General features: G+C 49.3%; 22 protein-coding genes and 1 pseudogene. 6 read left to right on the forward strand and 17 right to left on the reverse strand.

The window, feature by feature from the left end; translation table 11 throughout:
• Positions 1-15: 15 nt before the first annotated feature.
• Entirely contained in the window at positions 16-339 is a 324-nt protein-coding gene (locus MKZ24_RS22040; RefSeq protein WP_042236251.1) for a transposase, read from the reverse strand.
• Between the two features lie 510 nt (positions 340-849).
• Entirely contained in the window at positions 850-2,040 is a 1,191-nt protein-coding gene (locus tag MKZ24_RS22045) for a metallophosphoesterase (protein ID WP_340790204.1), read from the reverse strand.
• Between the two features lie 206 nt (positions 2,041-2,246).
• On the opposite strand from MKZ24_RS22045, the gene MKZ24_RS22050 reads away from it, so the two are divergent.
• Positions 2,247-2,510 carry a hypothetical protein gene (locus MKZ24_RS22050; protein WP_340786465.1) on the forward strand — a complete coding sequence of 88 codons (264 nt, stop codon included), beginning with the start codon at positions 2,247-2,249 and terminating at the stop codon, positions 2,508-2,510.
• A gap of 234 nt (positions 2,511-2,744) precedes the next feature.
• Here the strand turns inward: MKZ24_RS22050 and tnpB are convergent, their stop codons facing one another.
• From tnpB to MKZ24_RS22080, 6 genes are all read right to left on the reverse strand, one after another.
• Positions 2,745-3,818, reverse strand: a complete 1,074-nt coding sequence (gene tnpB / locus MKZ24_RS22055; protein WP_340786466.1) for an IS200/IS605 family element RNA-guided endonuclease TnpB — start codon at positions 3,816-3,818, stop codon at positions 2,745-2,747.
• 9 nt (positions 3,819-3,827) lie between these two features.
• Positions 3,828-4,226 (reverse strand): IS200/IS605 family transposase, encoded by a 399-nt coding sequence (gene tnpA / locus MKZ24_RS22060; protein ID WP_156123092.1) that lies wholly within the window; start codon positions 4,224-4,226, stop codon positions 3,828-3,830.
• Between the two features lie 126 nt (positions 4,227-4,352).
• Positions 4,353-4,631 (reverse strand): HIT family protein, encoded by a 279-nt coding sequence (locus tag MKZ24_RS22065; RefSeq protein WP_081956522.1) that lies wholly within the window; start codon positions 4,629-4,631, stop codon positions 4,353-4,355.
• A gap of 67 nt (positions 4,632-4,698) precedes the next feature.
• Positions 4,699-5,112: a bacteriohemerythrin gene (locus MKZ24_RS22070; protein WP_340786474.1), complete on the reverse strand. Its 414-nt coding sequence runs from the start codon at positions 5,110-5,112 to the stop codon at positions 4,699-4,701.
• Between the two features lie 233 nt (positions 5,113-5,345).
• Positions 5,346-6,251, reverse strand: a complete 906-nt coding sequence (locus MKZ24_RS22075) for an NUDIX hydrolase (protein WP_340786477.1) — start codon at positions 6,249-6,251, stop codon at positions 5,346-5,348.
• A 156-nt stretch (positions 6,252-6,407) separates the two neighbouring features.
• Positions 6,408-6,803 carry a hypothetical protein gene (locus MKZ24_RS22080; protein WP_340786480.1) on the reverse strand — a complete coding sequence of 132 codons (396 nt, stop codon included), beginning with the start codon at positions 6,801-6,803 and terminating at the stop codon, positions 6,408-6,410.
• A 97-nt stretch (positions 6,804-6,900) separates the two neighbouring features.
• Between MKZ24_RS22080 and MKZ24_RS22085 the strand changes: the two genes are divergently transcribed.
• Positions 6,901-7,200, forward strand: coding sequence for a DUF1295 domain-containing protein (locus MKZ24_RS22085; protein ID WP_340786483.1), 300 nt, complete (start codon positions 6,901-6,903; stop codon positions 7,198-7,200).
• 96 nt (positions 7,201-7,296) lie between these two features.
• On the opposite strand, the gene MKZ24_RS22090 is transcribed toward MKZ24_RS22085, so the two are convergent.
• The 3 genes from MKZ24_RS22090 to MKZ24_RS22100 form a co-directional block, all read right to left on the reverse strand.
• A complete protein-coding gene (locus tag MKZ24_RS22090; RefSeq protein WP_039292727.1) occupies positions 7,297-8,160 on the reverse strand; it encodes a cation diffusion facilitator family transporter in 864 nt (287 codons plus the stop codon).
• A 324-nt stretch (positions 8,161-8,484) separates the two neighbouring features.
• Entirely contained in the window at positions 8,485-8,988 is a 504-nt protein-coding gene (locus tag MKZ24_RS22095) for a ferritin (protein ID WP_340786486.1), read from the reverse strand.
• 157 nt (positions 8,989-9,145) lie between these two features.
• Complete coding sequence (locus MKZ24_RS22100; RefSeq protein ID WP_231637864.1) at positions 9,146-9,367, reverse strand: hypothetical protein; 222 nt, start codon at positions 9,365-9,367, stop codon at positions 9,146-9,148.
• 31 nt (positions 9,368-9,398) lie between these two features.
• On the opposite strand from MKZ24_RS22100, the gene nagZ reads away from it, so the two are divergent.
• Entirely contained in the window at positions 9,399-10,475 is a 1,077-nt protein-coding gene (gene nagZ / locus MKZ24_RS22105; RefSeq protein ID WP_340786491.1) for a beta-N-acetylhexosaminidase, read from the forward strand.
• A 370-nt stretch (positions 10,476-10,845) separates the two neighbouring features.
• On the opposite strand, the gene MKZ24_RS22110 is transcribed toward nagZ, so the two are convergent.
• From MKZ24_RS22110 to MKZ24_RS22130, 5 genes and pseudogenes are all read right to left on the reverse strand, one after another.
• Positions 10,846-11,949 carry an efflux RND transporter periplasmic adaptor subunit gene (locus tag MKZ24_RS22110; protein WP_331281917.1) on the reverse strand — a complete coding sequence of 368 codons (1,104 nt, stop codon included), beginning with the start codon at positions 11,947-11,949 and terminating at the stop codon, positions 10,846-10,848.
• A gap of 24 nt (positions 11,950-11,973) precedes the next feature.
• A complete protein-coding gene (locus MKZ24_RS22115; protein ID WP_340786494.1) occupies positions 11,974-13,365 on the reverse strand; it encodes an ABC transporter permease in 1,392 nt (463 codons plus the stop codon).
• Between the two features lie 215 nt (positions 13,366-13,580).
• Positions 13,581-14,246, reverse strand: a pseudogene (locus MKZ24_RS22120) (ABC transporter ATP-binding protein); the annotation flags it as partial.
• 39 nt (positions 14,247-14,285) lie between these two features.
• Positions 14,286-16,880 carry a hypothetical protein gene (locus MKZ24_RS22125; protein ID WP_340786497.1) on the reverse strand — a complete coding sequence of 865 codons (2,595 nt, stop codon included), beginning with the start codon at positions 16,878-16,880 and terminating at the stop codon, positions 14,286-14,288.
• A 183-nt stretch (positions 16,881-17,063) separates the two neighbouring features.
• Positions 17,064-17,897 (reverse strand): helix-turn-helix transcriptional regulator, encoded by an 834-nt coding sequence (locus tag MKZ24_RS22130; protein WP_340786500.1) that lies wholly within the window; start codon positions 17,895-17,897, stop codon positions 17,064-17,066.
• A gap of 145 nt (positions 17,898-18,042) precedes the next feature.
• Here MKZ24_RS22130 and MKZ24_RS22135 point away from each other — a divergent pair, with 145 nt between their 5' ends.
• From MKZ24_RS22135 to MKZ24_RS22145, 3 genes are all read left to right on the forward strand, one after another.
• On the forward strand, positions 18,043-20,106 hold the full coding sequence (locus MKZ24_RS22135) for a beta-galactosidase (protein WP_340786502.1): 2,064 nt from the start codon (positions 18,043-18,045) through the stop codon (positions 20,104-20,106).
• 595 nt (positions 20,107-20,701) lie between these two features.
• Positions 20,702-21,421, forward strand: a complete 720-nt coding sequence (locus MKZ24_RS22140; protein WP_042242471.1) for an AzlC family ABC transporter permease — start codon at positions 20,702-20,704, stop codon at positions 21,419-21,421.
• Complete coding sequence (locus MKZ24_RS22145) at positions 21,412-21,738, forward strand: AzlD domain-containing protein (RefSeq protein WP_340786505.1); 327 nt, start codon at positions 21,412-21,414, stop codon at positions 21,736-21,738. Before MKZ24_RS22140 ends, MKZ24_RS22145 begins: the two co-directional genes overlap by 10 nt.
• Before the next feature lie 4 nt (positions 21,739-21,742).
• Here the strand turns inward: MKZ24_RS22145 and MKZ24_RS22150 are convergent, their stop codons facing one another.
• Complete coding sequence (locus MKZ24_RS22150; RefSeq protein WP_340786507.1) at positions 21,743-22,684, reverse strand: alpha/beta hydrolase; 942 nt, start codon at positions 22,682-22,684, stop codon at positions 21,743-21,745.
• Between the last annotated feature and the right edge of the window lie 87 nt (positions 22,685-22,771).

The following is a 22,771-nucleotide window of genomic DNA, read 5'->3' on the forward strand; positions in this document are numbered from 1 at the left end:
TAATGCTTTCATCGGCTATTTCAAGTCTGTCTTGTAAGCGGGGTTGGTCTTTTTTAGCAGTTCACGCAGGAGTTCGATCTCCAAATCCTTTTCGCCCAGCAGTTTAATCGCAGTGTCCATTTTGGTCTCTAACTCTTGGACACGTTTGGCATCTTCAATACGTTCGTTAACTGAAGGTGTCGCTTGCTCACCAAATCGTTCTTTGTAGAACTTCACCCAGTTCGTAATCGTGCTGGGAGAAACTGAATATTTACGGGCGAGGAAAGAGAGCTTCGTCCCATTAATCGCTTCCTGGGCAACTTTAATCCGTTGTTCATCGTACAACTTGTTACTTTTCATGTCCTCATCCCCTTCTCTATTAGTGTACCTTATGCATCTTTAGGACTCCAATTCGATTAGGGGGCTTAAGAGTAAAAATGGTTATTCTTGTACTTTTCACAACGATTCTTACGATTCAGCCGGTTATCGGACTGAATTGTTGTAGTTTGTGCAAGATTCCCGGTAAATTAGCGAGATCGAATTCGAATTGTTGTACTTTCTGCATGATTTCTCCCTCGTTTGATCGGATCAGGCCTGCTATGTTCCACTTTTCGCATAAATAAAACCCCCTATCCTTCAGTCGAAGGTAGGGGGCAAGGCGGAAGGCACACGAAGGACGTCAAAAGGTACAAGTTACGGTAGATGGTACACTTCCGATAGATGGTACAGTTACCGTAGATGGGTCAGTTCCAGTAGATGGTTCAAATCCGACAGATGGGTCAGTTCCAGTAGATGGTACAGTCACGGTGGATGGTACAGAACACAGTAGCTGGCTCACGTACAATTATGTCGCCTCCACTAGAGGATCTTTTAGATCAATACCGCCTTAGCCGTTGAAGTTACTGGTTCATCGTTGTAGCTCATACTACCCTCCAGAACAACCTCCAGCTTGATCAGCTCAGAGCGGCTGGCCAGACGGATCGGCGGTCCCCAGGTTCCGTAACCGGAGGAGACAATGACATGCAGCTTGTCTTTGAGCAGATAACCCCAGTCCAGCTCGAACAGGCGTCTCGTAATCCAGTGATTCGGAGCAATCTGCCCGCGGTGGGTATGTCCCGACAGCAGTACATCCACGCCAGCCCGCGCAGCAAGCTCGAAGCCGGTCGGCTGATGATCCATCATAATAATCGGCTTCGTGCGGTCAAGTCCGTCCAGCAGAGCGTCTACACTGAGCCGTCCACCCGCTTCCATCGCCTCCGCCGTCTTGTCTTTGCGGCCCACAACGTATACTCCCGAGGTTTCCACAACCTCATCCTGCAGAACTTTAATGCCTATGTTCTTCATCACTTCGGTGTACTGCGCAATCGAACCGCCATAATACTCATGATTCCCCAGCACAGCATAGACCCCGTAACGTGCCTTAAGCTGCTTCAACTGCTGGTCCATTCCATTGCGGATAAAAGGTTCGATGCTGTCATCCAGCACATCTCCGGCCAGAAGCACGATATCGGGATTCATCGCATTAATCTCCGAGACCATCCGGCGTAAATGCCGGTTCCCGACAATGTTGCCCAAATGCAGGTCAGAGGCTACAGCTACCGTCAGCGGAACGCTGGTTCCGATAGACTTATCGACTTTCAGTCTGTGGCTCCGCACCACTGTACTCCAGGCATTACGTGAACCCCATAGCAGGAATACGGCAAGCAGTGCCAGCACGGTAGCTCCAGCTTCGGTCACAAACGCCGAGAGGCCCACACCAGTGAGCGCCAGCACTCCATATACCAGATCGGTCAACGGCAGCAGAAGCACGGCAAACTCCATACAGGCCAAATAATAGGAGCCGACCACCTTGAACAACCGGCCAACCGGCTTAAGCGCCTTCGGCAACGGAACTCTGCCAATAATATAAGAGAAGGCAATCACAAGAAAGACAGGCCAGTACGCAGCAGCATGAATACCCGGCAGCCATTCCTGGAGCAGAACCCACAGATGCCATCCAATGTAGAAATTAACAAGTCCAAGCACAAGAAGCATGATAATTCCCGAAGCCAGCATGCGCATGTTTTTCACCCTATCCACTCCCTTAAGGTAAGTTTCTATAATATCTACTTCAGATCATATCACAAAGTATTCGAGAGGTATAAATTGTGCTCTGCCACTATGAAAAATCTTAGACACATCAGGAACTTTGCAGAATAAAAACGAATCCGTTCTATGTAACAGTTGAGTAACTATTTACGTTAAGCGGGAGAAAGGTGAGGATTTCCTTGGATCATACTTTTATGAAAAACATTGATCCTTACTTCATGAGGTTTGATTACTCTGATACACAAAAGGTGGCAACTAGTGAACATAAGCTAGACGATGATGGACTTGGATTGTTGATTGATTCAATCGAGCATACCAAACAAGATCCATCAGCATTTGCTGCAAACTTCTGCCTGAAGATAAAAAATTACTGCTGGAAGATTATTAAGCTGTGTATGCACAGTAAAAAAGAGCCCAGCAGGCTCCATTTATACTTCACTTAATGCTTTCAGAATTTTCCCTTTAGTCTCGTTTAACCGTGTCTCTGCACCATCCGGGTGCAAGGGCTCACTCCAGGCCATCCCATCACCCTCGTACCTTGGAACAACATGCATATGGTAATGGGTCAGATCGGTGAACTACACACCACCTAAGAGGTGGGTGCTTCTTGGTCAATAGAGCTACTGCTCCAAGTTTACCCAAGCTTATAGGCTAGTTCCTAACCCGCTAATGGCCATTTACATGGCTAGTTGTAGAAGATTCAGTGCCGCATTCCGGTCTCTGTCATGCTCTGTATGACAGGCAGGACAGGACCACTCCCGTACGGCTAGGTTCTTGACTTCTGCATTTTTGTAGCCACAGCAGGAACACAATTGACTGCTTGCAAAGTGTTTGGGGGCAATGATTAATTCTCTGCCGTACCATTTCGCTTTGTAGGTCAGCATGTCTCTGAACAGGCTCCAAGACACTTCGGATATGGCTTTGGCTAACTTATGATTCTGCATCATGTTCTTTACACGCAAGTCCTCCATCACGATCACTTGGTTTTCGTTTATCATTTGGGTGGACGTTTTGTGCAAAAAGTCTTTCCGTTGATTCGCTATTTTTTCATGCAGTCTGGCGACCTTCAGCCTTGCTTTATACCGGTTACGGCTCCCTTTCTTCTTTCGTGACAAGTCCTTTTGCAGCTTGGCTAATCGTTGTTCAGACTTCCGCAAGTACTTCGGATTCGGTATGATTTCGCCATGTGAAGGAATCGCAAAGTCTTTCAACCCCAGATCCACACCGATCTTCGTCTCGAGTGGGGGCAATGGGATGATATCCGTTTCCACCAATACGGAAGCGTAATATTTTCCCGTGGGTGTTTTGGAAATGGTGCATGATTTAATACGTCCCTCGAATGGACGGTGCAGCTTGATTTTGATTTTCGTTTTTAGTTTAGGAATTTTGATCCTTCCATCTGTAATGGAAATGGTTCCCTTCTGGTTATTGGTTGTGAAGCTATGGCTATTCCTCTTCTTGCTCTTGAATTTTGGAAATCCCACGTTCGGTTCACGGAAGAAATTCTGATATGCCTTGTCCAAGTGAAGCTGGGCATTGGCTAAGGCTAGACTATCCACTTCTTTCAGCCAGGCAAAATCCTTTTTGTAGGGCGCAGGTGTCGTTTTGAGCATCGTTTCCGTTTGCTTGTAATGTTCAATCTTATCTGCAAGCATTCGATTGTAGATGAAGCGAACTGCGCCGAATACTTTAGTGAAGTACTGCTCTTGCTTATAGGTGGGATGGATTCGATACTTATAAGCCTTTAACACCTGTCCACCTCATTTCTGACCTTGAGATTCGATGTACTTCCGGATGACTTCAATCGGCGCACCGCCAGTCGTCAGTAGACAATAACTTCTGGACCAGAAATATTCCTTCCACAGCTGTTGACGAATTACAGGAAATTCTTTCTTAATTAGACGGGAGGATGCACTCTTATAAGCGTTCAGAAATTTAGAAATATCGCTATTGGGGTGAGCTTTCATTAGAATGTGAACATGATCCTTGTCATGCTTCCATTCCTGCAGGGTGATATTGTAATTAGGCTGAATAGACTCAAATATCTCTTGTAACCGATTCGAAATGTCATCGTCTATTACTTTTCTGCGGTACTTCACGACTAGCACAAGATGATAATGAAGAGAGAATACTGAATGATTATTTGTGTCCAATTCCACGGATATCACAACCTATTTCATAATACTACTGAATACTTTTATTGTAATATTTTAGGTTGTATTTGTCTATGAGAAAGACCGCTGACATTCATCCCGCCACTTAGAGAAGTGGGGGAATTCTGACAGCTAACTGTTAAATTTACCGCCGTCAGCACAAATTCTAATCCCATCCGGTTTGTACAAGCTTTTGAGCAGCGCAGTAACCTTCTGCGAAGCATCCATAACCGCATGCGCGGTTTCCGGGTCCAGCTCGTCAGTATCCAGGTAATGCTTTTTAGGAAGAATCAGGGTATGCCCTTCATTGAACGGAGCGATATCAAGGACACAAGTGATAAGTTCATTTTCCAGTATAATATTCAGGTCTGGTTCAATACCCTTAGCGATTCTGCATCCCAGGCAATCCATATTGCGCCTCTCTCCCCTCTAAAAAAAGAAAATGCCCTGCGGCATCTTCGTGTTCCGGATTATGTAGTTAAACGGCTTTTTTACCTTTTGCAGCGATACAGTCCCCGATCAGCTTGTCACATTTGTGAATATGATTAATCAGCCAGTCAGTCAAAGTTCGGTTAAGCTTGATTGTTGACAATACGGATACCCCTTTGGTCTTAATGCTCTCTTCCAGATCCAGAACGGTCTGTACGAATTCAGCATGCGTCTTCTGGTGTTCTGTCAGTTCAGGGAAGTCGATGTCCTTCATCAATTGCTCTTCACTGCCGAAATGCTCCACGGTGTAGTCCTTGAGGAATTTCAGTGTTTCTTCGATCTTCTCTTTGCCCTGCTGATTGGTACATGCTTCAAAAAAGTCATTCAGCTTCACAAGCAGCTGTCTGTGCTGGCAGTCAATCTTCTCTACTCCGATGTCATATGAATCCTTCCAGGTAATCAATGACTCACCTACCCTTTACAATAAATTACATAATGAAAAGCATAATTTATTGTCCACTTTTCCGCATAAAACCTCTATAAACAACATCACACGTCATGCTAATTGTCGAATAAGGTGGACTGAGCCACGATAATCCGTAAGGTCTCTGGAGTCGGCTGGATGTTAATTCCGCTGAGTCTGTAACATAGGTTGTACTGGTCTTCTAGCAGGCTGTTAACCTATATTTCGCATCCTCAAGTTAGATTCCACTCTAGATTGTATCTGTACAGCTTCGATGGGCGGTGTCCGGCATCGCGGGTACTCTCATCCGTCTCAATCACCCGCTCAGCAATCTTGCGGCGGAATGCGGCGGCGAGCAGCTCTTTGCCAAGGATGATTTCATACACACGCTGAAGCTCGGACAAGGTGAACAGCGGCGGCATCAGATTGAATACAATATCGGTATACTCAGCTTTGCCGCGCAAGCGTTCGATTGCAGCCTGCACCATCATTAGATGGTCAAAAGAAAACCCCGAGCTCCGGACAATCTCACGGTCCATATGGCGGACATGCCCCCGGATGGTTTCGGTAAGCCTGACCACACCACTGAGCTTCGCCTGTTCATTCTGCAGAATAATCTCCACAAATGTCTCCAGCCGGATGCCCTGCTCCAGCTCCTCGCGGCGTGTCTCCAGGATATTATAAGAAACCTCAAACCAGGCTGCTGCGGCCGCATCATCCCCTGCCTGTACAGTCAACGCTTTGCGGTCCACGAGTGCCATGTAAGAACAACTGATCACCCGCATACGCGGATCACGCTGAACATCGCCCCAGGTATATAACTGTTCCATATAAATATTATCAATATTAGTCTCACTGTACAGCTCCCGGCGGGCTGCCTCCTCTACGCTTTCGTGGATCCCCACGAATCCTCCAGGCAACGCCCATTGTCCCAGAAAAGGATGTTCACCGCGCTGTATCAGCAGAAGCTGCAGTGATTTCTCGGCCAGCTTGCGGTAATTATCCTGCTGCTCCTCCATTACAGTGAAGATCAGCATATCCACAGCAACAGACGGACGTTCATAGTTCCCGGCGTCATAAGTCTTCAGGAACTGCTCTTCGGTTAGACCGTTGTGATCAGTGACGGGTTGGTTAGGCATGGGTGCACTCCTTTTTCTCATAATTATACCTCTTGTTAATAACATAGTGTTATTATATATCGCTTCCTGGAATGCATGCCAAGCACAAGTATAGCTGGAAAAATGACAAAATTCCGTTATAGTATCCTTTTATTACTTCAAAAAATGGTAATACCTCTATTCTGATTTGGCATCCCGCATATCGCCCATAAGACCTTTGAAGAAAAATTGAATAAAGCGTTCTTCGGAAATAACAGGATGATCGGAAGGTCCAGTCTCTTGGAACTGAATCATCGCTTTCTGGTACATATTGAAATAAAAGAACAGTTCGTCTTCCTTCAAATCCTCTGCCACATACTGCTCCTCCTTCCCGCGCTGAACGAGCTTCAGCAGAAATGGAACGAACCTCATCGCCAGAAACCGGTCCACTCTCCCTTGCATCGCAAGACTATCAGCAGATTGATTCATGCAGTCATGAATGACCTTGACGTATTTCATTTCCTCCGTCATTACCGTATACATGAGCTTTGGATAAGACATATGGCCTTCTATTAACTGCTCATATCTCTTCAATTGTTCCTCCATCATTTCACTGATAGCTTCAAATAACAGATCGTCCTTGCTCCCGAATAAATTGTAGATGGATACTTGAGATACTTCCTTTGAATGGATGGGACATTGTATTTTCCGTCATTTATGGAAACAAAAACCAGAGCATAAAGGAAAACTGTATACAGGCGGCTACTTCCGCTATTCCGTCCATATTAACTATTTCGGAGATGTATTGTGGGTGCTTGCGATGGCGCTCACCGCATGGAACGCATGGGCGCTGCTCGTACCACTATGGTTGGTCTGTTTCTTCGCATTCTACAACATCCCGATGCTCGATAAGTACCTTGCCGAGAAGTATGACAATGATTTCGAACATTACCGTAAAAAAACAAAAACATTTATTTCTTTTATCTTTTAACTGAGCGTTTTGCATCATTCGTTTTCCAGAAAAAAATAAGGATAGCATATATGCTATCCGTTTGTCTGCCAATGGTTCGAAGCAACTATATATGAATCACAAGGGTTCAATATGGACAAGCACCGTAGCTACTTGATGGCGGTCTTTCAACTGGTCCTCAATCTCTTCCGTAATATCATGGCTCTGCACCACATTCAGTCTGGAATCCACAAGTACCGTAGTATCCACTAGTACATTGTTTCCGTGAATGCGGGCTTTGATATCCTTAATTAACTCTACGCCTTCAATCTCCGATACCGTCTGCTTCATTAACTCCAGCTCACTTGCATCGAATCCGTCTGTCAGGTCATGAGTGGCTTTGCGGAAGATATCCCAAGCGGTTTTGCAGATCAGCAGACCGACAATGGTAGCAGTAAGCGGATCAAGCCAGGGAATGCCGAACTGTGAGCCGATAATACCAATGAAGGCACCCACGCTTACGAGCGCATCCGAACGGTTATCCTGGGCAACGGCATGCATCGCATTGCTGTTCAATTTACGGGCAAGCTTGATGTTATACCTAAACACAGCGATCATAATCACAGCACAAGCAGCTGCCGTCCACGCGGCAATTAGATCAGGGGTTTCCAGCGAAGGCTGAATGAACTTGTTGACACCCTGATACAGCACTTGAAAGCCTACAGCAATCATAATGAAGGAGGCGATCAGTGCAGCAACTGTCTCTGCTCTGAAATGACCATAGCTGTGATTGGAATCCGGGGGTCTGCGGGAAATCTTCAGGCCTGTCAAAATGGCTATGGAAGCAATAATATCGGTGCTGTTATTCAGTCCGTCGGCAAGTAGTGCCTGCGAGCCTGAAACGGAGCCGATAAACAATTTGACGGCAGATAGCAAGATGTAGGCTAGTAGACTGAGCCAAGCCCCTTTTTCACTTTGTTTAATATCGCTGTAATTATCCAAGAAAAAGGACCTCCAAATATTAGTATTGTTCCATACTACACGCTGACTGGCGGGTGGGTCTAGAGAAACAGTGTTGCCGGACGGCGCAAGAGTTAACCCCGCCAAATAGAGTTGCGGAGCCGGAAGTATGTTGCCTTGCGCAACATTGTTTGCCCCGGTTCAACATGGAGCACGAATCCCTGTCGCAGAACCCTGTAACTTTTCATTGCAAACATCGTCTAACTAATAAGAAGCCGTCACGGCAGCCGCATAAAAAGCGGATACCTCCTTATATAGGAGGTATCCGCTGTAAAAGCAAACGAAAGGGACAAGTCCGGAATTATTTTATTCCGCCGGAGGTGTAAAGGAACGGGCGGCGAACTCGGCATCCAGCATATAGAAAGCATTACTGTCCGTTTCAATCCGTTTGAGCTTGGCGATAATATTGTTGAAGAGCGCTTCTTCTTCCACCTGCTCGTCAATGAACCATTTGAGGAAATAGATTGTAGCATGCTCGCGTTCATCCAGGGCCAAATCAGCCAGATGATAGAATTTCTTCGTATTCTGCTGCTCATGGGCGAAGGCATGCTCGAACGCATCCAGCATAGATGAATATTCATTGTTCGGCTCCGGCAGGGCGGCAAGGGTGGCACGATAGTCACGGTCGTTGAGGAATTTGTAGATTTTCATCGCATGGAACCGCTCTTCTTCAGCCTGCACCAGGAAAAAGTTGGCAAATCCATCCAGACTTTCACCGGAACAATACGCGGCCATCGCCAGGTATACATGAGCGGAGTAGAACTCGAAATTCATCTGTTCATTTAGCGTGTTCATTAATTGTTCTTTCATTGACAGGTCACCTCATCCTTCTCATTTGTGTACACAGTAAGCAGTTCTTATGTAAAATCTACTTCATCTTAACATTCCTACCCGCCAATCAGCAACCGAAAGGACGAATTCCAACAATGAAATGGTTCAGCCCACGGCAATATAAATCGTCCCTGCATCAGCGCCCTCTCTTCCTAGTGACAACCGTTGTTTGTCTTCTGCTGGCAAGTGGTTGTGGAGGAAACGGAAGCTCTGCACAGGCAGGAACGGGTCCTTCCCGGGCACCGGCGTCAGCTTCTCCCTCTGCTCCGGTAACTACACCGGCAGCAGCAGCAGAAACACCTGCAGCCAGTGTCCAGCCCTCCGCTACTCCTGCTTCGGCAGCAAACAGTACAGACACTAGTGACGTTATCTCCCGGAAGCTAGCCGGAATGACTCTGGAGGACAAGATCGGGCAGATGCTGCTGGTCGGAATCGATGGAACTACGGCAGAGTCAGCGGCACAGAAGATGATTGCCGAAGACAAGGTTGGCGGAATCATCCTCTATTCCGATAATATCAGCAGCCTGAAGCAATTGGTCAGTCTGACCAATGCCTTGAAGAAAAGCAATAACGGCAACCCTGCCCCGCTGTTCATGAGTGTGGACCAGGAAGGCGGCAAGGTGAGCAGGCTTCCTGCTGAATACGCAGTGTTCCCTTCAAATGCAGCGGTAGGAAAAGGGAATACTGCCACCGATGCCGGAACAATGGGCGAACTTATCGCCCGGGCCGTGAAGTCCTCCGGCTTCAACATGGATTTCGCACCTGTCCTTGATATTAACAGCAATCCGGATAACCCGGTTATTGGTGACCGGTCCTTCGGCAGCACTGCAGATCTGGTAGTCCGACTCGGCATCGCCGAAATGAAGGGCTTGGAGTCTGAAGGGATTGTGCCTGTAGTGAAGCATTATCCCGGCCATGGGGATACTTCCGTGGATTCCCATCTGGAGCTGCCGGTAATTAACAAAACCGAGGCGCAGCTCGCCAAGCTGGAATGGCTACCTTTCCAGGCGGCTATTAAGGAGAAGGCAGATGCAGTTATGGTAGCCCATATCCTGTATCCGAAGCTGGACCCTGAGAAACCCGCTTCCCTGTCCAAAGTAATCATCGGCGAGCAGCTGCGCGGAGAGATGGGCTTCAAGGGAGTCGTCATTACCGATGATCTTACGATGGGCGCTATCGTCAAGAACTACAGCCTCGCTGCGGCTGCAGTCGATACTGTACGGGCCGGCAGCGATATTCTGCTGGTCGCCCACGAGTACAAGAATGAGCAGGCGGTGCGTGCCGCTCTGCTTAGCAGCGTGAAGGACGGTACGATCACAGAATCACGGATTGATGAAAGTGTCTACCGCATTCTTGCACTGAAAGCCAAATATGAGCTGACCGATCAGGCGGTCCCCGTCCCGGATCTTACCGGGCTGAACAACGGGATCAAAGCTTGGCGTAAGCCATTTCATCAGAACAAGTAGTTAACAAGCGGAATCGGTACCACTCTCAACAATTTATACGCTCTGGGGAAGTGAAGCTTACTCCTTATACAGTAGCGAGAGGTGTGAACCAGCAGAGTTGGAAAAAAGGCACTTAATTCTGCCGAAACCATGCGCTTCAGGGAAGCAGTTGGAAAAAGTACAATTAATCCACTGAGCCCCAAGGATTTTAGCAGAATTCGGTCTGATTAAGTGTTGTTTATCCAACTGTTTCCAGGAATTGTGCCCGTGACATCAAATTAGATGTACTAATTCCACTTAGATCATCCGCCGCGCTCCGCCTGTGATTTGTATTTAAAAATAGCCCCAAACCCGGCAATCAACCCGGTTGGGGCTATTCATTGTTGCTATACTACTGCAGAACCACGGTGTCTCCTGCCTTCAGTCCTGACAGCACTTCCGTTTTGTCTGTTGTTTCCATTCCGACCTTAATCTCTTTCCGTTCATACTGCCCGTTCCCTTTGTCCAGCATCACAAAGGCCAATTCACCTTCACGGATAACAGCGATATTGGATACAACCACTGCTTTCTCTTTGCGCGAGGTTTCGATGTCTCCGCTCAGGCTGAGTCCGCCGATCAAATGCTCGTCCGGCTGGAGGGAGATGACGACTTCAAATTGCGGAATTTGTCCGGCTGTGTTCTGGCCTGTGGTGGTGGTGGCAAATTTAGCTACTTCTGTTACCTCACCGTTCAGGATCAGGTCCTTCATCGCGGTCATCTTCACCTTAACCTTCATGCCTTTTTTGATGCGGAAGATATCCTGCTCTCCGACCTGGGCAATGAACTCCACCTTCTTCATGTCCACAATCTTGCCGATGTATTGATTGTCGGTTACCGTCTGCGGCCGTTCAGTGCTGCTGTCAAACAGGAAGATGCCGTTCTCCGGTGCATGATACACGGCAGTGCCCAGCTTCGCCTTCTTCTCCGAAAGCTCCTTGGCTTGAATCTCGGCAGTCACCTGATTCAGCTCGTCGTTCAGTCGCGCCGTTTCCTGGGCGGCCAATGCTTTCAGCCGTTCCGCTTCCGTACCGGCCGGAGCCGCAGTATCGTCCTCCTGCTGGCTGACAAAAGCGTTCAGCTCTCCCTCCAGCTTCGCCTTGCGGTTGGCAGCCTCTGCTGTCGCAATCTCATTGCGGAGCGTAGTCTGATCCAGAGTGAAGAGCACATCGCCCTTCTTCACCTGCGCCCCATTCTCGACCTTCCAAGCCGTAACCTTGGAGGCGAAAGGTGCGTATACCAGCGTCTCCTGCTGGTATTGCGATCTGCCCTTGATCTGTATCGAGGTGGTTAGCGTTTCCTCTGTTACCGGGAAGCTGATCACCTGCATCGTTTCCGGTGGAAGCTCTGCAACCTCCTTGCCCTTGAAGAATTTGGTATACCCCAGATAACCTGCGGTACTGATGATACCTAAGATTATGATCCACTTCAGGCTCTTCTTTAGAGTCCTCTTCATCATTTCGGCTTCCTTTCTAGCTTAGGGTTAGTCTCGTTTAATGGCAGTTAATGCATCGGTTCTGGAGGCGCTGATCGCCGGATAAATCCCCGACAATACGCCGGTCATAATGGCAAAGGACATCCCGATCGGCAAATTCATCGGCGGGATGAAGAAATTCATTCCATCGCCTGCCGAACCGACTAGCTTATTCAGCCCCATGACAATCAAGTAAGAGAACAAGACACCAAGCATTCCGCCCAGCAGTCCCAGAAGCGCAGCTTCTGTAATGAACATATTGCGGATCTGCCCCATGTTCGCTCCCAGCACCTTCATAATTCCAATCTGCCGGCGCCGCTGATGAGTCGACATGGTCATAGCCACAATGATGGAGATCGAAGCGATCACCAGGATGAATACCCCGATTCCGAGTGCAGCCATCTTAATCATGTCGAATTGTTCTTTCAGCATCTCCTGCTGGAATAGATTGTCTTGAGCGTTCAGTGTCAGCTTCTGAATCATCTGCTCCACCGACTTGATGTTCGCCACATCGTCCACTTTGACCGTAAGCGAGTTATACGTCCCCTCCGGCGGAAGCGTGAGCACACTGGTGGTGGAATTATCGAAGGTCAGCTCCTTGGAGAGCTGCAAGGCCGTTTCGGGCGACATGTACATAATCTTCTCATACGATGCCCGCAGGTCATCCATTCCCTTGGGAGTTGCCAGAATTCCGTCTACCTGAAGCGGCGAGCTAAGCTTGATAACCGGTGTTGTAGAGCTGTAATCCTGAGCCTGAATCTGGATCTGCTTCCGATACATTTCGGTGGGCACTGTGGCTAATTTGTCATATTGCTGGTACAGGTCCTGATTGAACGGTTCCGCATTCATCTGGTCAAACAGCTTCTGACGGGTCTCCAGATCAATCAAGCCAAGAGTGGCCCCGTAATTCAGCACAATTGACCCAACCTGACCACCGGCCCCCCCTTGCTTGAACTTGTGATCATAGGCCGTCAGCATATGCAAATCGGCAATGATGATACGGATATCGGCGATTTTGTTATCTACGGTCACCATCTGCAAGTATCCGGCTTCCTGGAACGGGGAAGCGGCCTTTACATGATTCAGCCCCTGGATGATCTTCAGCTTCTGATCGGTCAGCTTACCCGGGTCGAGGTTCTCATTCACCTCTCCAGAACCGCCGCCTCCGCTGCCGCCCTTGCCGGTTGATGGAATCCCACCGCCCGGAGAGACCATGATTTCATCCATTTTGAAATTCTGATTCACCTGTTCAGTCACATAGACCTGAGCAGATTGGCCCACACTCAAGGCCACGATAATAGCTGCGCAGCCGATGGAAATCCCGGTCATACATAGACCTGTGACCACCTTGCGCCGTTTGACCTGTTCCCAGGCCATCCGTGAAATATCTCTGATCTTCACGGCTTCCCTCCCTCTGCAGGCTTAGCTTCCACAGCGGTCTGGTGTTCAGGTTCTTCAGCGGTCTGAAGTTCATCCGCTGCTGCTGTCAGGTGTTCTGTCTCTACAGCTTCCTGCTCAGCTTCTGCAGCTAATTGCTCTTCAACCTCAACCACTACCACTGCTTCCTGTTCAGCTTCCTCGGCTATTTGCTCTTCAACCTGTACTTCTCTCTGCGATTCTGTAATCAGGAAGCCATCCCTGAGCGTAAAAATCCGCTGCATTTGTTCAGCCACCTTGTATTCATGGGTAACCACAATAAACGTGGTCTTCATCGTACGGTTCAGATTCAGCAGAATGCTGATAATCTCCTCTTCGGTCTTGGAATCCAGGTTCCCCGTCGGCTCATCGGCGAAGATGACCGACGGCTCTGTGATCAGCGACCGGGCAATACTGACCCGCTGCTGCTGTCCACCGGAGAGCTGGGAAGGAAATAAATCCGCCTTGTCGGGAATCCCCACCTGCTCCAGCAGCGCAAGCGCCTTTGCCTTGCGGGCCTTGGGAGAGACCGACTGGAAGACCAGCGGCAGCTCCACATTCTCACGGACCGTGAGGCTTGAAATCAGCTCATATGCCTGAAAGATAAAGCCGATATTCTTGCGCCGGAACTCGGCAAGCTTATTCTCGCCCATCTTCACAATGTCCTGGTCGGCAATGTAGATATGACCTTCCGTAGGCTTCATCAAGCCGGCCATCAGATTAAGGAGCGTCGACTTGCCGGACCCCGAGCTGCCCAGTAGTGCAACCATCTCCCCCTGATTGATCGAAAAATTGATTTTATGAAGAACGGATGTCCATTCATTACCGCTTTTGTACGAATGCGTAATATCTTCAACACGCAACATGGAAGCTGCTCCTTTTTAGGCTGATGTGAATTTCAATTACTATGATTTAGGCGGAAGCTCTTCTTTGACGATATAGACCTGGCCGCCGAGCATCAGCCGTTCGCCCTGGAATTCATCATACAAGGTTAATTTATAAGTACCACCGCCGAGAGTTTTGTACAGGCTTCTGTTGATGGCGAGCGAATAGACGTTGTTCGTTCCCTCAATCAGGTCGGTACCTATGATGAGCGTCTTTTCCTGCGAGATTCCGAAAGGATCGGTAATTTGTAAAATAAGCTTATGCTCCAAGGCTCCTGCATCGTATTGATAATCTCGCTTCAAATTGTAGTTAATTGAAATATTGATAGTATCCGTGGATATCATATGTCTGCCTTCTGAGCTCAGGAAGGAAATGGTATAAGGATATAGAACCGTATTCAGTAGTGTGGTTGCCGGTACATTGGCCTGCGGATTCAGCTGGAGCGCAGCCACATCTACAAATCCGGTCGCTTCCTCCTTACTCTCAATCAGCTTGCCTCCGTTGATACCGGCACCCAGATAGAGGGAGATGTCACTGATGTCCGTGGTTTTGGGCAGCTTGGTCCAGAAGACCACGAGCTGTTTCGCACCGGGAGCAGCGCTGTTATCTGATTGGCTAGGCGTTGCCTCAAAATATTGTCCATCTTTGGTTCTGTAATACGCCTGCAGCCGGGCCATCTTGCTCTGTCGCTTTTCTTCACTGCTCATGAGCAGCTCGGTATAGACCAGATTGTAATTTTCCCCTTCATAGACGGTCGTTCTGTTTTCCTGCACAGTGGCTGTTTTGCCTTTTCCATTGACGGTGTAGTTCTTGCCCTGCGGAATGATGGCGATACTGTTAATCGAGTTGTTAATGCTCAGATCCAGGAATGGAACGGTTTCTGTATTCTCTGTGCCGTATAAGGCGATTCGGATATCCCGGAACTCAGCCGTATAGGCAATTTTGCCGAGTACATACAGTACCACTGACATGCCGGGGGCCAGAACCGAAGATTCTTTATTCTCCATGAACAGATCCGTAGTCACAAGCAGACTGTCATTATCGAGCTTGATGGAACCTTTAAGTTCCGGCAGGGTCAGCGACACGGATTGTGTATTGGTAATTTTCAGTCTGGCGGCTACAATATCATCATCTCTCCAAGGGTAACGCTGCACAGATTGAATACTGTAAGAGAAGGAGCCGTATGAATTCGTCGTCATGTACTCCTGCCCCGTCTGCACATCCGCACGAAGCGCGTAAGGAATGACGAAATAGGCAACCGGGAAAATCATTTTGGATGTCGTTGCTCCACTGCCGGCATTCCCTGCACCAGGCGTTCCTTCTGTACCTTCTGTACCTGCCGTACCAGATCCAATTGCTGTATCCGCGCCAACCGCTTCGATCATCATGAGCTGCAGCCCGGATTGCTCCACTTCAAGCGGTACGCGGACCGTCAGCGGAATGATTTTGGTCTCTAGCGGCTTGAGCGTAACTCCGCTTAACCCCTTCGCACTCACCGGGAAGGTTGTGCCTTTCTGGGATTTGACCGCCAGCTCATAGCTTGGCAGCGTGACTGCTTTGTTGCCGGTATTCTTGATCTGCATCTGAAAAGTCCATACCGCATCAGCATCCTGTGAATATACATTGGCATTGCGTATCAGCGTTTCTATGGTATTGCTGTTCACGATGATTTTTTTGACTACGCCGCTGCCGACGACCAGATTAGGCGATGTGGCCGCTGGAAGCTTATAGGCCGATTTCGGCAGCTCCAGCTTCGTAGTTTCATCCTTTTGCGTAAATTGAAGCTTCATATTATCCGTCTTGAGGTAAGCTGGTATTTCGGCCAGATAATAGATGCTCCGCTTCTCTTGCGGCTGAATCTTGTAATCCGCCTGCGTGCTGCTTAATGCAAGCTCAAAGGAAGTCCCGCTGGCGGATACCAGGTACGCGGAATACCCCGGATCACCCAGCACCTTGTTTCCTTTATTGGTCAGATTGAGCCCTACCTTGGCATAGACTTTGCCGCCGTATTTGTAGAGCTGCAGTGAATCCGCACTGACTGTAACAGGAATGTCGTTCATGGTGATATTCAGGCTTGTACCGGCTGCAGCAGCTGTGGAGTAATTCGCCGGAACTGCGTAAGAACCCGTCTGCTTCAAGTACCCCTTCGCCTTGGCGTCCCAGACCAGCATAGAGATCTTAAGGCCCTGCAAGGATGAAGTTTGTCCCACATTTACATAGTAGGTAACGCTCAGACTTTCTTTCGCTCCGACCTTTTTCTTCAGTGCATCCGTACCTACCGGATTTCCCGGAAGCACTGAACCTCCAGGTGTTACAACCCGTGAGAAATATTTCAGCAGACTCGCGCTTGAATTACCGGAATTGGTATATTTCAGCGTATAAGATACGATATTTCCGCCGGTCTGACTCCAGATGTTCACGTTCTCAAGGACTGCTGTCACCCCGGCTCCCAGCGTAACGGGATTGAATTTGAATGCTGGTGCAGCGGCAGATGCCGCCGCATTCTTAGTTGTTGCGGCTGCGGCGGCAACGGGGGCAGCGATGCTGCCGGCCAGCTGACCGGCTACAAGCGTACTCACGAGCAGAGCAGCATATGTAACTCTATACTTTCTCATTTATTTCCCTCCAGATGTATTTACTAGCAATATTATAGTTGCAGATCGCGTGGAAATTGTATCCACTTTGTAACCCTTCGCTTCCGTTTGTAACCTTCTCAATCAAAAACATGTCAAGTACAGCACAAAAAGCGCTGATAATGTAACAAAGTTTGTTAATATTGTTTCGGCTACACAATGATTCTATGAGCTGAACAACCGTCTGTACTGGTTGGGCGGCATGCCTTCCAGCTGTCTGAAGACCTTAATGAAGTAACTGGACTGGTGAAAACCGCTCTGCAGTGCAATTTGCGCGACAGACAGCTCAGTCGAGACCAGCAGCAGCTTGGCACGGGCCATCCGGCAGTCACTTAAATAACGGTTCGGCGTCTTGCCCATTATGCTCCGGAACAGCCGCAGAAAATGATAGCTGCTGTAACCGGCAAGCCTAGCCATCGCTTCCAGTGTCCAGGGCCGCTCGCATTCGCTGTGTATCCTGTCGGCCGTGAGCCGGATGGAATGTCTGATCTCCAGCGGCACCGACCCGTGCAGCGGCTCAGAATTCTGCATCAGGGTCACAAGAATCTCATAGAGCAGAGTAGACAGACGCGGTTCACTCCGGGTCTCATAAGCCGCACTTAGCCTGTACATCTCCTCGAAGACCGGTTCATAGCCCGTTCCGGGATCGAAGGTGAAAAAATAACCGCGGGAGTGATCCGCCTCCTCCAGCATCGGCAGAGATAAAGCTGTGGCGAAATGGACCCAGCGCACATTCCAGGCCTGGCCCGGCTCAGAACCGTATTGCTGGTAAGCCCCCCGCGGAAACAGAAACCCGCTCCCCCGCTTCATGGATATCCGTTCCCCTTCCTGGAACACATACCCTTCTCCGCCAAAGACCATATGTAGATTATAGCTGTTCAGGAGCCCTTCGCTTCTACGCTCTGCATGCTGGGGGAAGTCGCTGTAATGGCCCAGCATCTCCGGATAGCACACATAGTTCGTATATGCAGGCTGCGGCAGAACCCAATGTTTTTTCATATTAACTCTCACCTCCACCTGCCGTATATCAAGCACGCAATATAGTAATACAATAGCAATATTATGTTATATAAGTGTATACACTGCTGATAATACAATAGATTGGTATCAACTATAAAGCATATATTTACACTTGGAGGTTACTATGAAGAAACCTGTTGCTGCAGAACGATTCGAGCTTGGCGTCTGTTATTATCCCGAACACTGGCCTGAATCCATGTGGGCGGATGATTACCGCCGTATGGTTGAAACCGGATTCACTATTGTTCGTCTGGGCGAGTTCGCCTGGTCGGTCTTTGAGCCGGAAGAAGGTCAATTTCAATTCGGCCTGTTTGACCGTGCTATTGATTTGGCGCACAGCTACGGGCTGAAGGTCATTATGGGAACACCTACTGCCACTCCGCCTGCCTGGCTTACCGAACAATATCCTGAGGTATTAAATGTGACTTATGAAGGTGTGACGATGCAGCACGGCATGCGCCGTCATTATAATTACAGCAGTCCCAAATACCGCGAGCTCTGCGCCAGAATTGTGACTAAGCTTGCCGCGCATTACGGAAGCCACCCTGGTGTGTCCGGATGGCAGATTGACAACGAATTGAACTGTGAAGTCAATGTATTCTACTCGGAGAGTGACCATCTTGCCTTTCGGGCATGGCTTCAGGACAAATATGTAACACTGGATAAGCTGAACGAAGCCTGGGGCACTGTGTTCTGGAATCAGACCTATACACGCTGGTCACAGGTCTATCTGACCCGGCCAACCCCCTCGCCGAACCAGCCCAATCCGCATCAGGCACTGGATGAGAAGCGCTTCATCTCTTATAACACGATTTATTTTGCCAAGATCCAGGCGGATATCCTCCGTGAACTGGCTCCTGACCAGTGGGTGACTACGAATGGCTTATTCGGACATCTGGACAGCCATGAACTGAATGACGAGCTGCTGGACTTCTTCAGCTATGATTCATATCCGCAGTTCTCCACCATTTACTTTGATCCGGCAGAGGTGAACCCGCTGCGTGACCGCGGCTGGGGGCTGTCACTCTCTGCGGTCCGCTCGGTAAGCAGCAACTTCTGTGTGATGGAACAGCAGTCGGGACCCGGCGGTTGGGTAAACCGGATGGATATGCCTTCTCCGAAGCCCGGGCAGATGCGGCTGTGGACTTACCAGTCTATCGCCCATGGTGCGGATATGCTGCTCTACTTCCGCTGGCGGACAGCTACTATGGGGAACGAAATCTATTGGCACGGCTTGAACGACTATCATAACCAGCCGAACCGGCGCGTGAAGGAAGCCGAGCAGATCGGCAAGGAGCTGGCAAAGATCGGCAAAGCCTTCATCGGCAGCCGGACTCAGGCTAATATCGCCATCGTGCGGGATTATGATAATGAGTGGGACGGGGAATATGACGTCTGGCACGGGCCATTCATGTGGCAGAGCAACAAGGAATGGTTCAAGGCACTGCAGCGGATGCATATCCCCAATGATGTTCTGTATATGCGCAGCAATACAACGCTTGCAGAGCTTGTGCGTTACGAGGTGCTGGTCTACCCGCATCCGGCCATTCTGAGCGACGACACAGCGGCCCTGCTGGATCAATATGTACAGCAAGGCGGGAAGCTGATCTTCGGCTGCCGCACCGGATACAAGGATACCACCGGACAATGTTATATGCGGCCTTTTCCCGGAGCAGCCCAGGAGATGTGCGGTGTAACCGTGGAAGAGTTCACTATGGTCAAAGGAACACGTCAGCCTACCTCGATCCGTTGGACGAATAATCCAGAGACGCTCACGGGTGCGGATGCTTTCAACGATATTCTTCATGTGGAAGAGAACAGTGTCGAGGTTATGGGAACCTACGCTACCGATTATTATGCCGGCAAACCGGCGGTAACCCGCAACAAGCGCGGCAAGGGGGAAGTCTGGTACTACGGGACTGTATTTAATGAGCAGGCCGTGCTGCAATTGATCGGAAGTTTGGGACTGAATTCACCAGCTGCTGAATGGCTGGAATTGCCGCCGGAGATTGAGCTGCAGATCCGCGCTTCTGAGGAGAATACCACTGCAGGACTCACCTTCCTGCTTAACTATAGTGAAGAACCGGCAGAGATCGTGCTTAAGAAATCCAGAACGGATCTGCTGAGCGGACAAACCCTCAGAGGAAATTATACGCTGGATGGATATGGCGTTCTGGTGCTGGAATAACAATTGCTATGAAGTCTAGGGCATGACTATATCAAAATAATAGGGTTCCGCCGCCGCAGATTGCTCTGCGGATAGCGGAACCCTTTTGCTGCTGCAAGCTGCCCGGCACCGAAACTGGCGAAGGCATTGCAGCATATAAAATATAGAATTTCCTTGCAATACGCTGTGAATTATTAGATATTAAAAACTGAAATTCATATTCAGTTTCAACGTGGAAGTTAGTTATAGTTGTATTATGTGCAATTATAAACAGAGAAAAAGCATGTTTGCCTCTTATAACTGTAGTCTGTACAACTAAATTTGCCCGAATGGGCGAGCCCCCCTCTACATAGGGCAGTTTAATTGCACGATATACAACTAAACGCTTAAACACTAGTAAAACAGATGGTTTAGTTGTACAAAGTACAATTAAGCTTACCTGATATACCGTAGCCAGTCACTGTCAAACCTTCAGCAAGCGGTTTACCAAAGTAGGTATTACAAGTTTATATGTGATGCTATACATAGCTTGGAGATGAATAGTTTGGACTATAGAGGAGCGAGTGAATCCGTGAAGCCAGAATTCATACAACAGGAGTCTCCGGCGAATGGCCGCCTGCAGCAGGATGCCCTTGAGGTACCGGAGGGGAATGACACCTTCCTGCAAGGGGTAAAAGACTGCCTCCCTACTCTGCTCGGCTATCTAAGCATTGGCTTTGCAGCAGGTGTTGTGGAGAAAACGGCCGGCCTCTCCATTGCCGAAATCGCCATGATCTCCATTATTCTTTATGCCGGATCAGCACAGTTTATCGCCGCAGGAATGATTGCGGCCGGAAGCAGCGCCTCCAGCATCATTATCACAATTCTGCTGGTCAATCTGCGTCATCTGCTGCTGAGCGCGGCGATATCGCCGTACTTCCGCCATTTGAATCCGCTGCGCAATCTGCTGATTGGATCACTGCTTACCGATGAGACCTTCGGGGTAGCCATCCAGAAGAGCGCCTCCAGGAAGCGGATCAGCGAGAAATGGATGCACGGGCTTAATATTACAGCCTATTTGAACTGGTTCCTGGCCAATATCGCCGGCGCCTTCCTCGGACAGTGGATATCCAGTCCGGAGAAGTGGGGGCTGGATTTCGCTCTGCCCGCCATGTTCATCGGACTGCTGGTGCTGACGGTCATGGCACGGCGCAAATATCTGCTGGACATTACCGTCGGCTTCATAGCTGTCATTGTTGCCGTTCTGGTCTCTATTCTGTGGTCGCCCAGCATGGGCGTGATTGCGGCAGCTCTTGTAGCCTCTACGATTGGAATGGTGATTGAACAATGGAAATAAGACTGGACATCTTCTTCATTATCCTGGGTGCTGCACTTGTTACCTTCCTTCCCCGCGTTCTTCCGCTTATGCTGCTTAGCCGGATCTCCATTCCGGACTGGGGGATGCGCTGGTTAAGCTTTGTGCCGATTGCGGTAATGGCTGCATTGGTCGCCCAGGAACTATTCGTAACAGACGGCAAGTTCGCGGGGCTTTCCACGAATATGGAGCTGATCGCGGCATTCCCCTCCTTCTGGATAGCCGTCAAAACCCGCAGCCTGCTCGGGACCGTAGTTACCGGTATCCTGGCGCTGATGCTGCTGCGTCTGCTGTTTTAAGCTCTTATACTTCAGCTTCCAGCTTCAGCGTCTCTTTTACATAATTGCCAATATGATGAATCGCCTGCTGCGCTTCAGGCAGCAGCGCAGCCAGCATCTGAAACACACTCCACATGTTCTCCCACACTTCCAGCGTGGCGGGTGTCCCATCCATCAGTGCCTTACCGGCCAGCCGCTCGGCATCGCTCAGCAGAACCTCGTGATCACCTACTTGAATGAACAGAGGCGGCAATCCAGTGAGGTCTTGTCTCAGCGGTGATAATAGTGCAGGAGCTTCCCCGGCATACTCTCCAAGATAATCTTCCAGAATACGCTGATTAGTCTCCCTGCTTCCTGTGGGATCTCTATCTGCCCGGCTCGTATAAGACTCTCCGTCCAAATGAACAAGATCTCCATGAGGCGAGAGCAGGAATGCGCCGCCAGGAAGCGCCTTCTCTTCATCCCGCAGAGAGATCAGCGTCATAAGGGCCAGCGTGGCACCTACAGAATCTCCGCCAAATATGATGTGCCCGGGCTTGAAGCCCTGGTCCAGCAGCCACTGGTACGCAGACAGGCAATCTTCACCTGCAGCCGGATAACGAAATTCCGGAGCCAGCCGGTATTCCACAGTAAGCACAGCAATTCCGCTGGCGGCCGAGAGCCTAGCGGCCAGATCCCGGTAAACTGCACAGCTGCCGGCCACAAACCCTCCGCCGTGGAAATACAGAATTACCTTAGTCTCCCTATTTGCATCCGTTTTTTCATCAGCCCTGACCCACTCCCCACTGAACCTCTCTGTCCTTACCTGCTCAACCTGCACACCGTTTAACGCAGGCAGTTGTCCGGTGGATTCCGCAAGGGCGGCGCGGATCTCTTGGGCAGGTTGTCCCGGATACGGTTTATTGTACTTCAACTGGTTGGAAATGGCCTGCAGCAGTCCGGCCGGAGTTACACTAGGGCATATCATAACGATTCATTCCTCCTCTTAATCGTTCATAGACACAATATAAACCCTGTACCGGAGTACAGGGTCAAGTGGCTATCTCAGATTAAA

The organism is Paenibacillus sp. FSL R7-0297 (assembly GCF_038009025.1).
Classification (GTDB): Bacteria; Bacillota; Bacilli; order Paenibacillales; family Paenibacillaceae; genus Paenibacillus_AQ.

Coding starts and splice junctions, on each gene's coding strand:
- MKZ24_RS22125 (WP_340786497.1), bottom strand. CDS start 16,880: ATGAGAAAGTATAGAGTTACATATGCTGCTCTGCTCGTGAGTACGCTT.
- MKZ24_RS22075 (WP_340786477.1), bottom strand. CDS start 6,251: ATGCCTAACCAACCCGTCACTGATCACAACGGTCTAACCGAAGAGCAG.
- MKZ24_RS22150 (WP_340786507.1), bottom strand. CDS start 22,684: ATGATATGCCCTAGTGTAACTCCGGCCGGACTGCTGCAGGCCATTTCC.
- nagZ (WP_340786491.1), top strand. CDS start 9,399: ATGACTCTGGAGGACAAGATCGGGCAGATGCTGCTGGTCGGAATCGAT.
- MKZ24_RS22135 (WP_340786502.1), top strand. CDS start 18,043: ATGAAGAAACCTGTTGCTGCAGAACGATTCGAGCTTGGCGTCTGTTAT.
- MKZ24_RS22130 (WP_340786500.1), bottom strand. CDS start 17,897: ATGAAAAAACATTGGGTTCTGCCGCAGCCTGCATATACGAACTATGTG.
- MKZ24_RS22040 (WP_042236251.1), bottom strand. CDS start 339: ATGAAAAGTAACAAGTTGTACGATGAACAACGGATTAAAGTTGCCCAG.
- MKZ24_RS22095 (WP_340786486.1), bottom strand. CDS start 8,988: ATGAAAGAACAATTAATGAACACGCTAAATGAACAGATGAATTTCGAG.
- MKZ24_RS22065 (WP_081956522.1), bottom strand. CDS start 4,631: ATGGATTGCCTGGGATGCAGAATCGCTAAGGGTATTGAACCAGACCTG.
- MKZ24_RS22085 (WP_340786483.1), top strand. CDS start 6,901: ATGGGACATTGTATTTTCCGTCATTTATGGAAACAAAAACCAGAGCAT.
- MKZ24_RS22145 (WP_340786505.1), top strand. CDS start 21,412: ATGGAAATAAGACTGGACATCTTCTTCATTATCCTGGGTGCTGCACTT.
- MKZ24_RS22110 (WP_331281917.1), bottom strand. CDS start 11,949: ATGATGAAGAGGACTCTAAAGAAGAGCCTGAAGTGGATCATAATCTTA.
- MKZ24_RS22045 (WP_340790204.1), bottom strand. CDS start 2,040: ATGCGCATGCTGGCTTCGGGAATTATCATGCTTCTTGTGCTTGGACTT.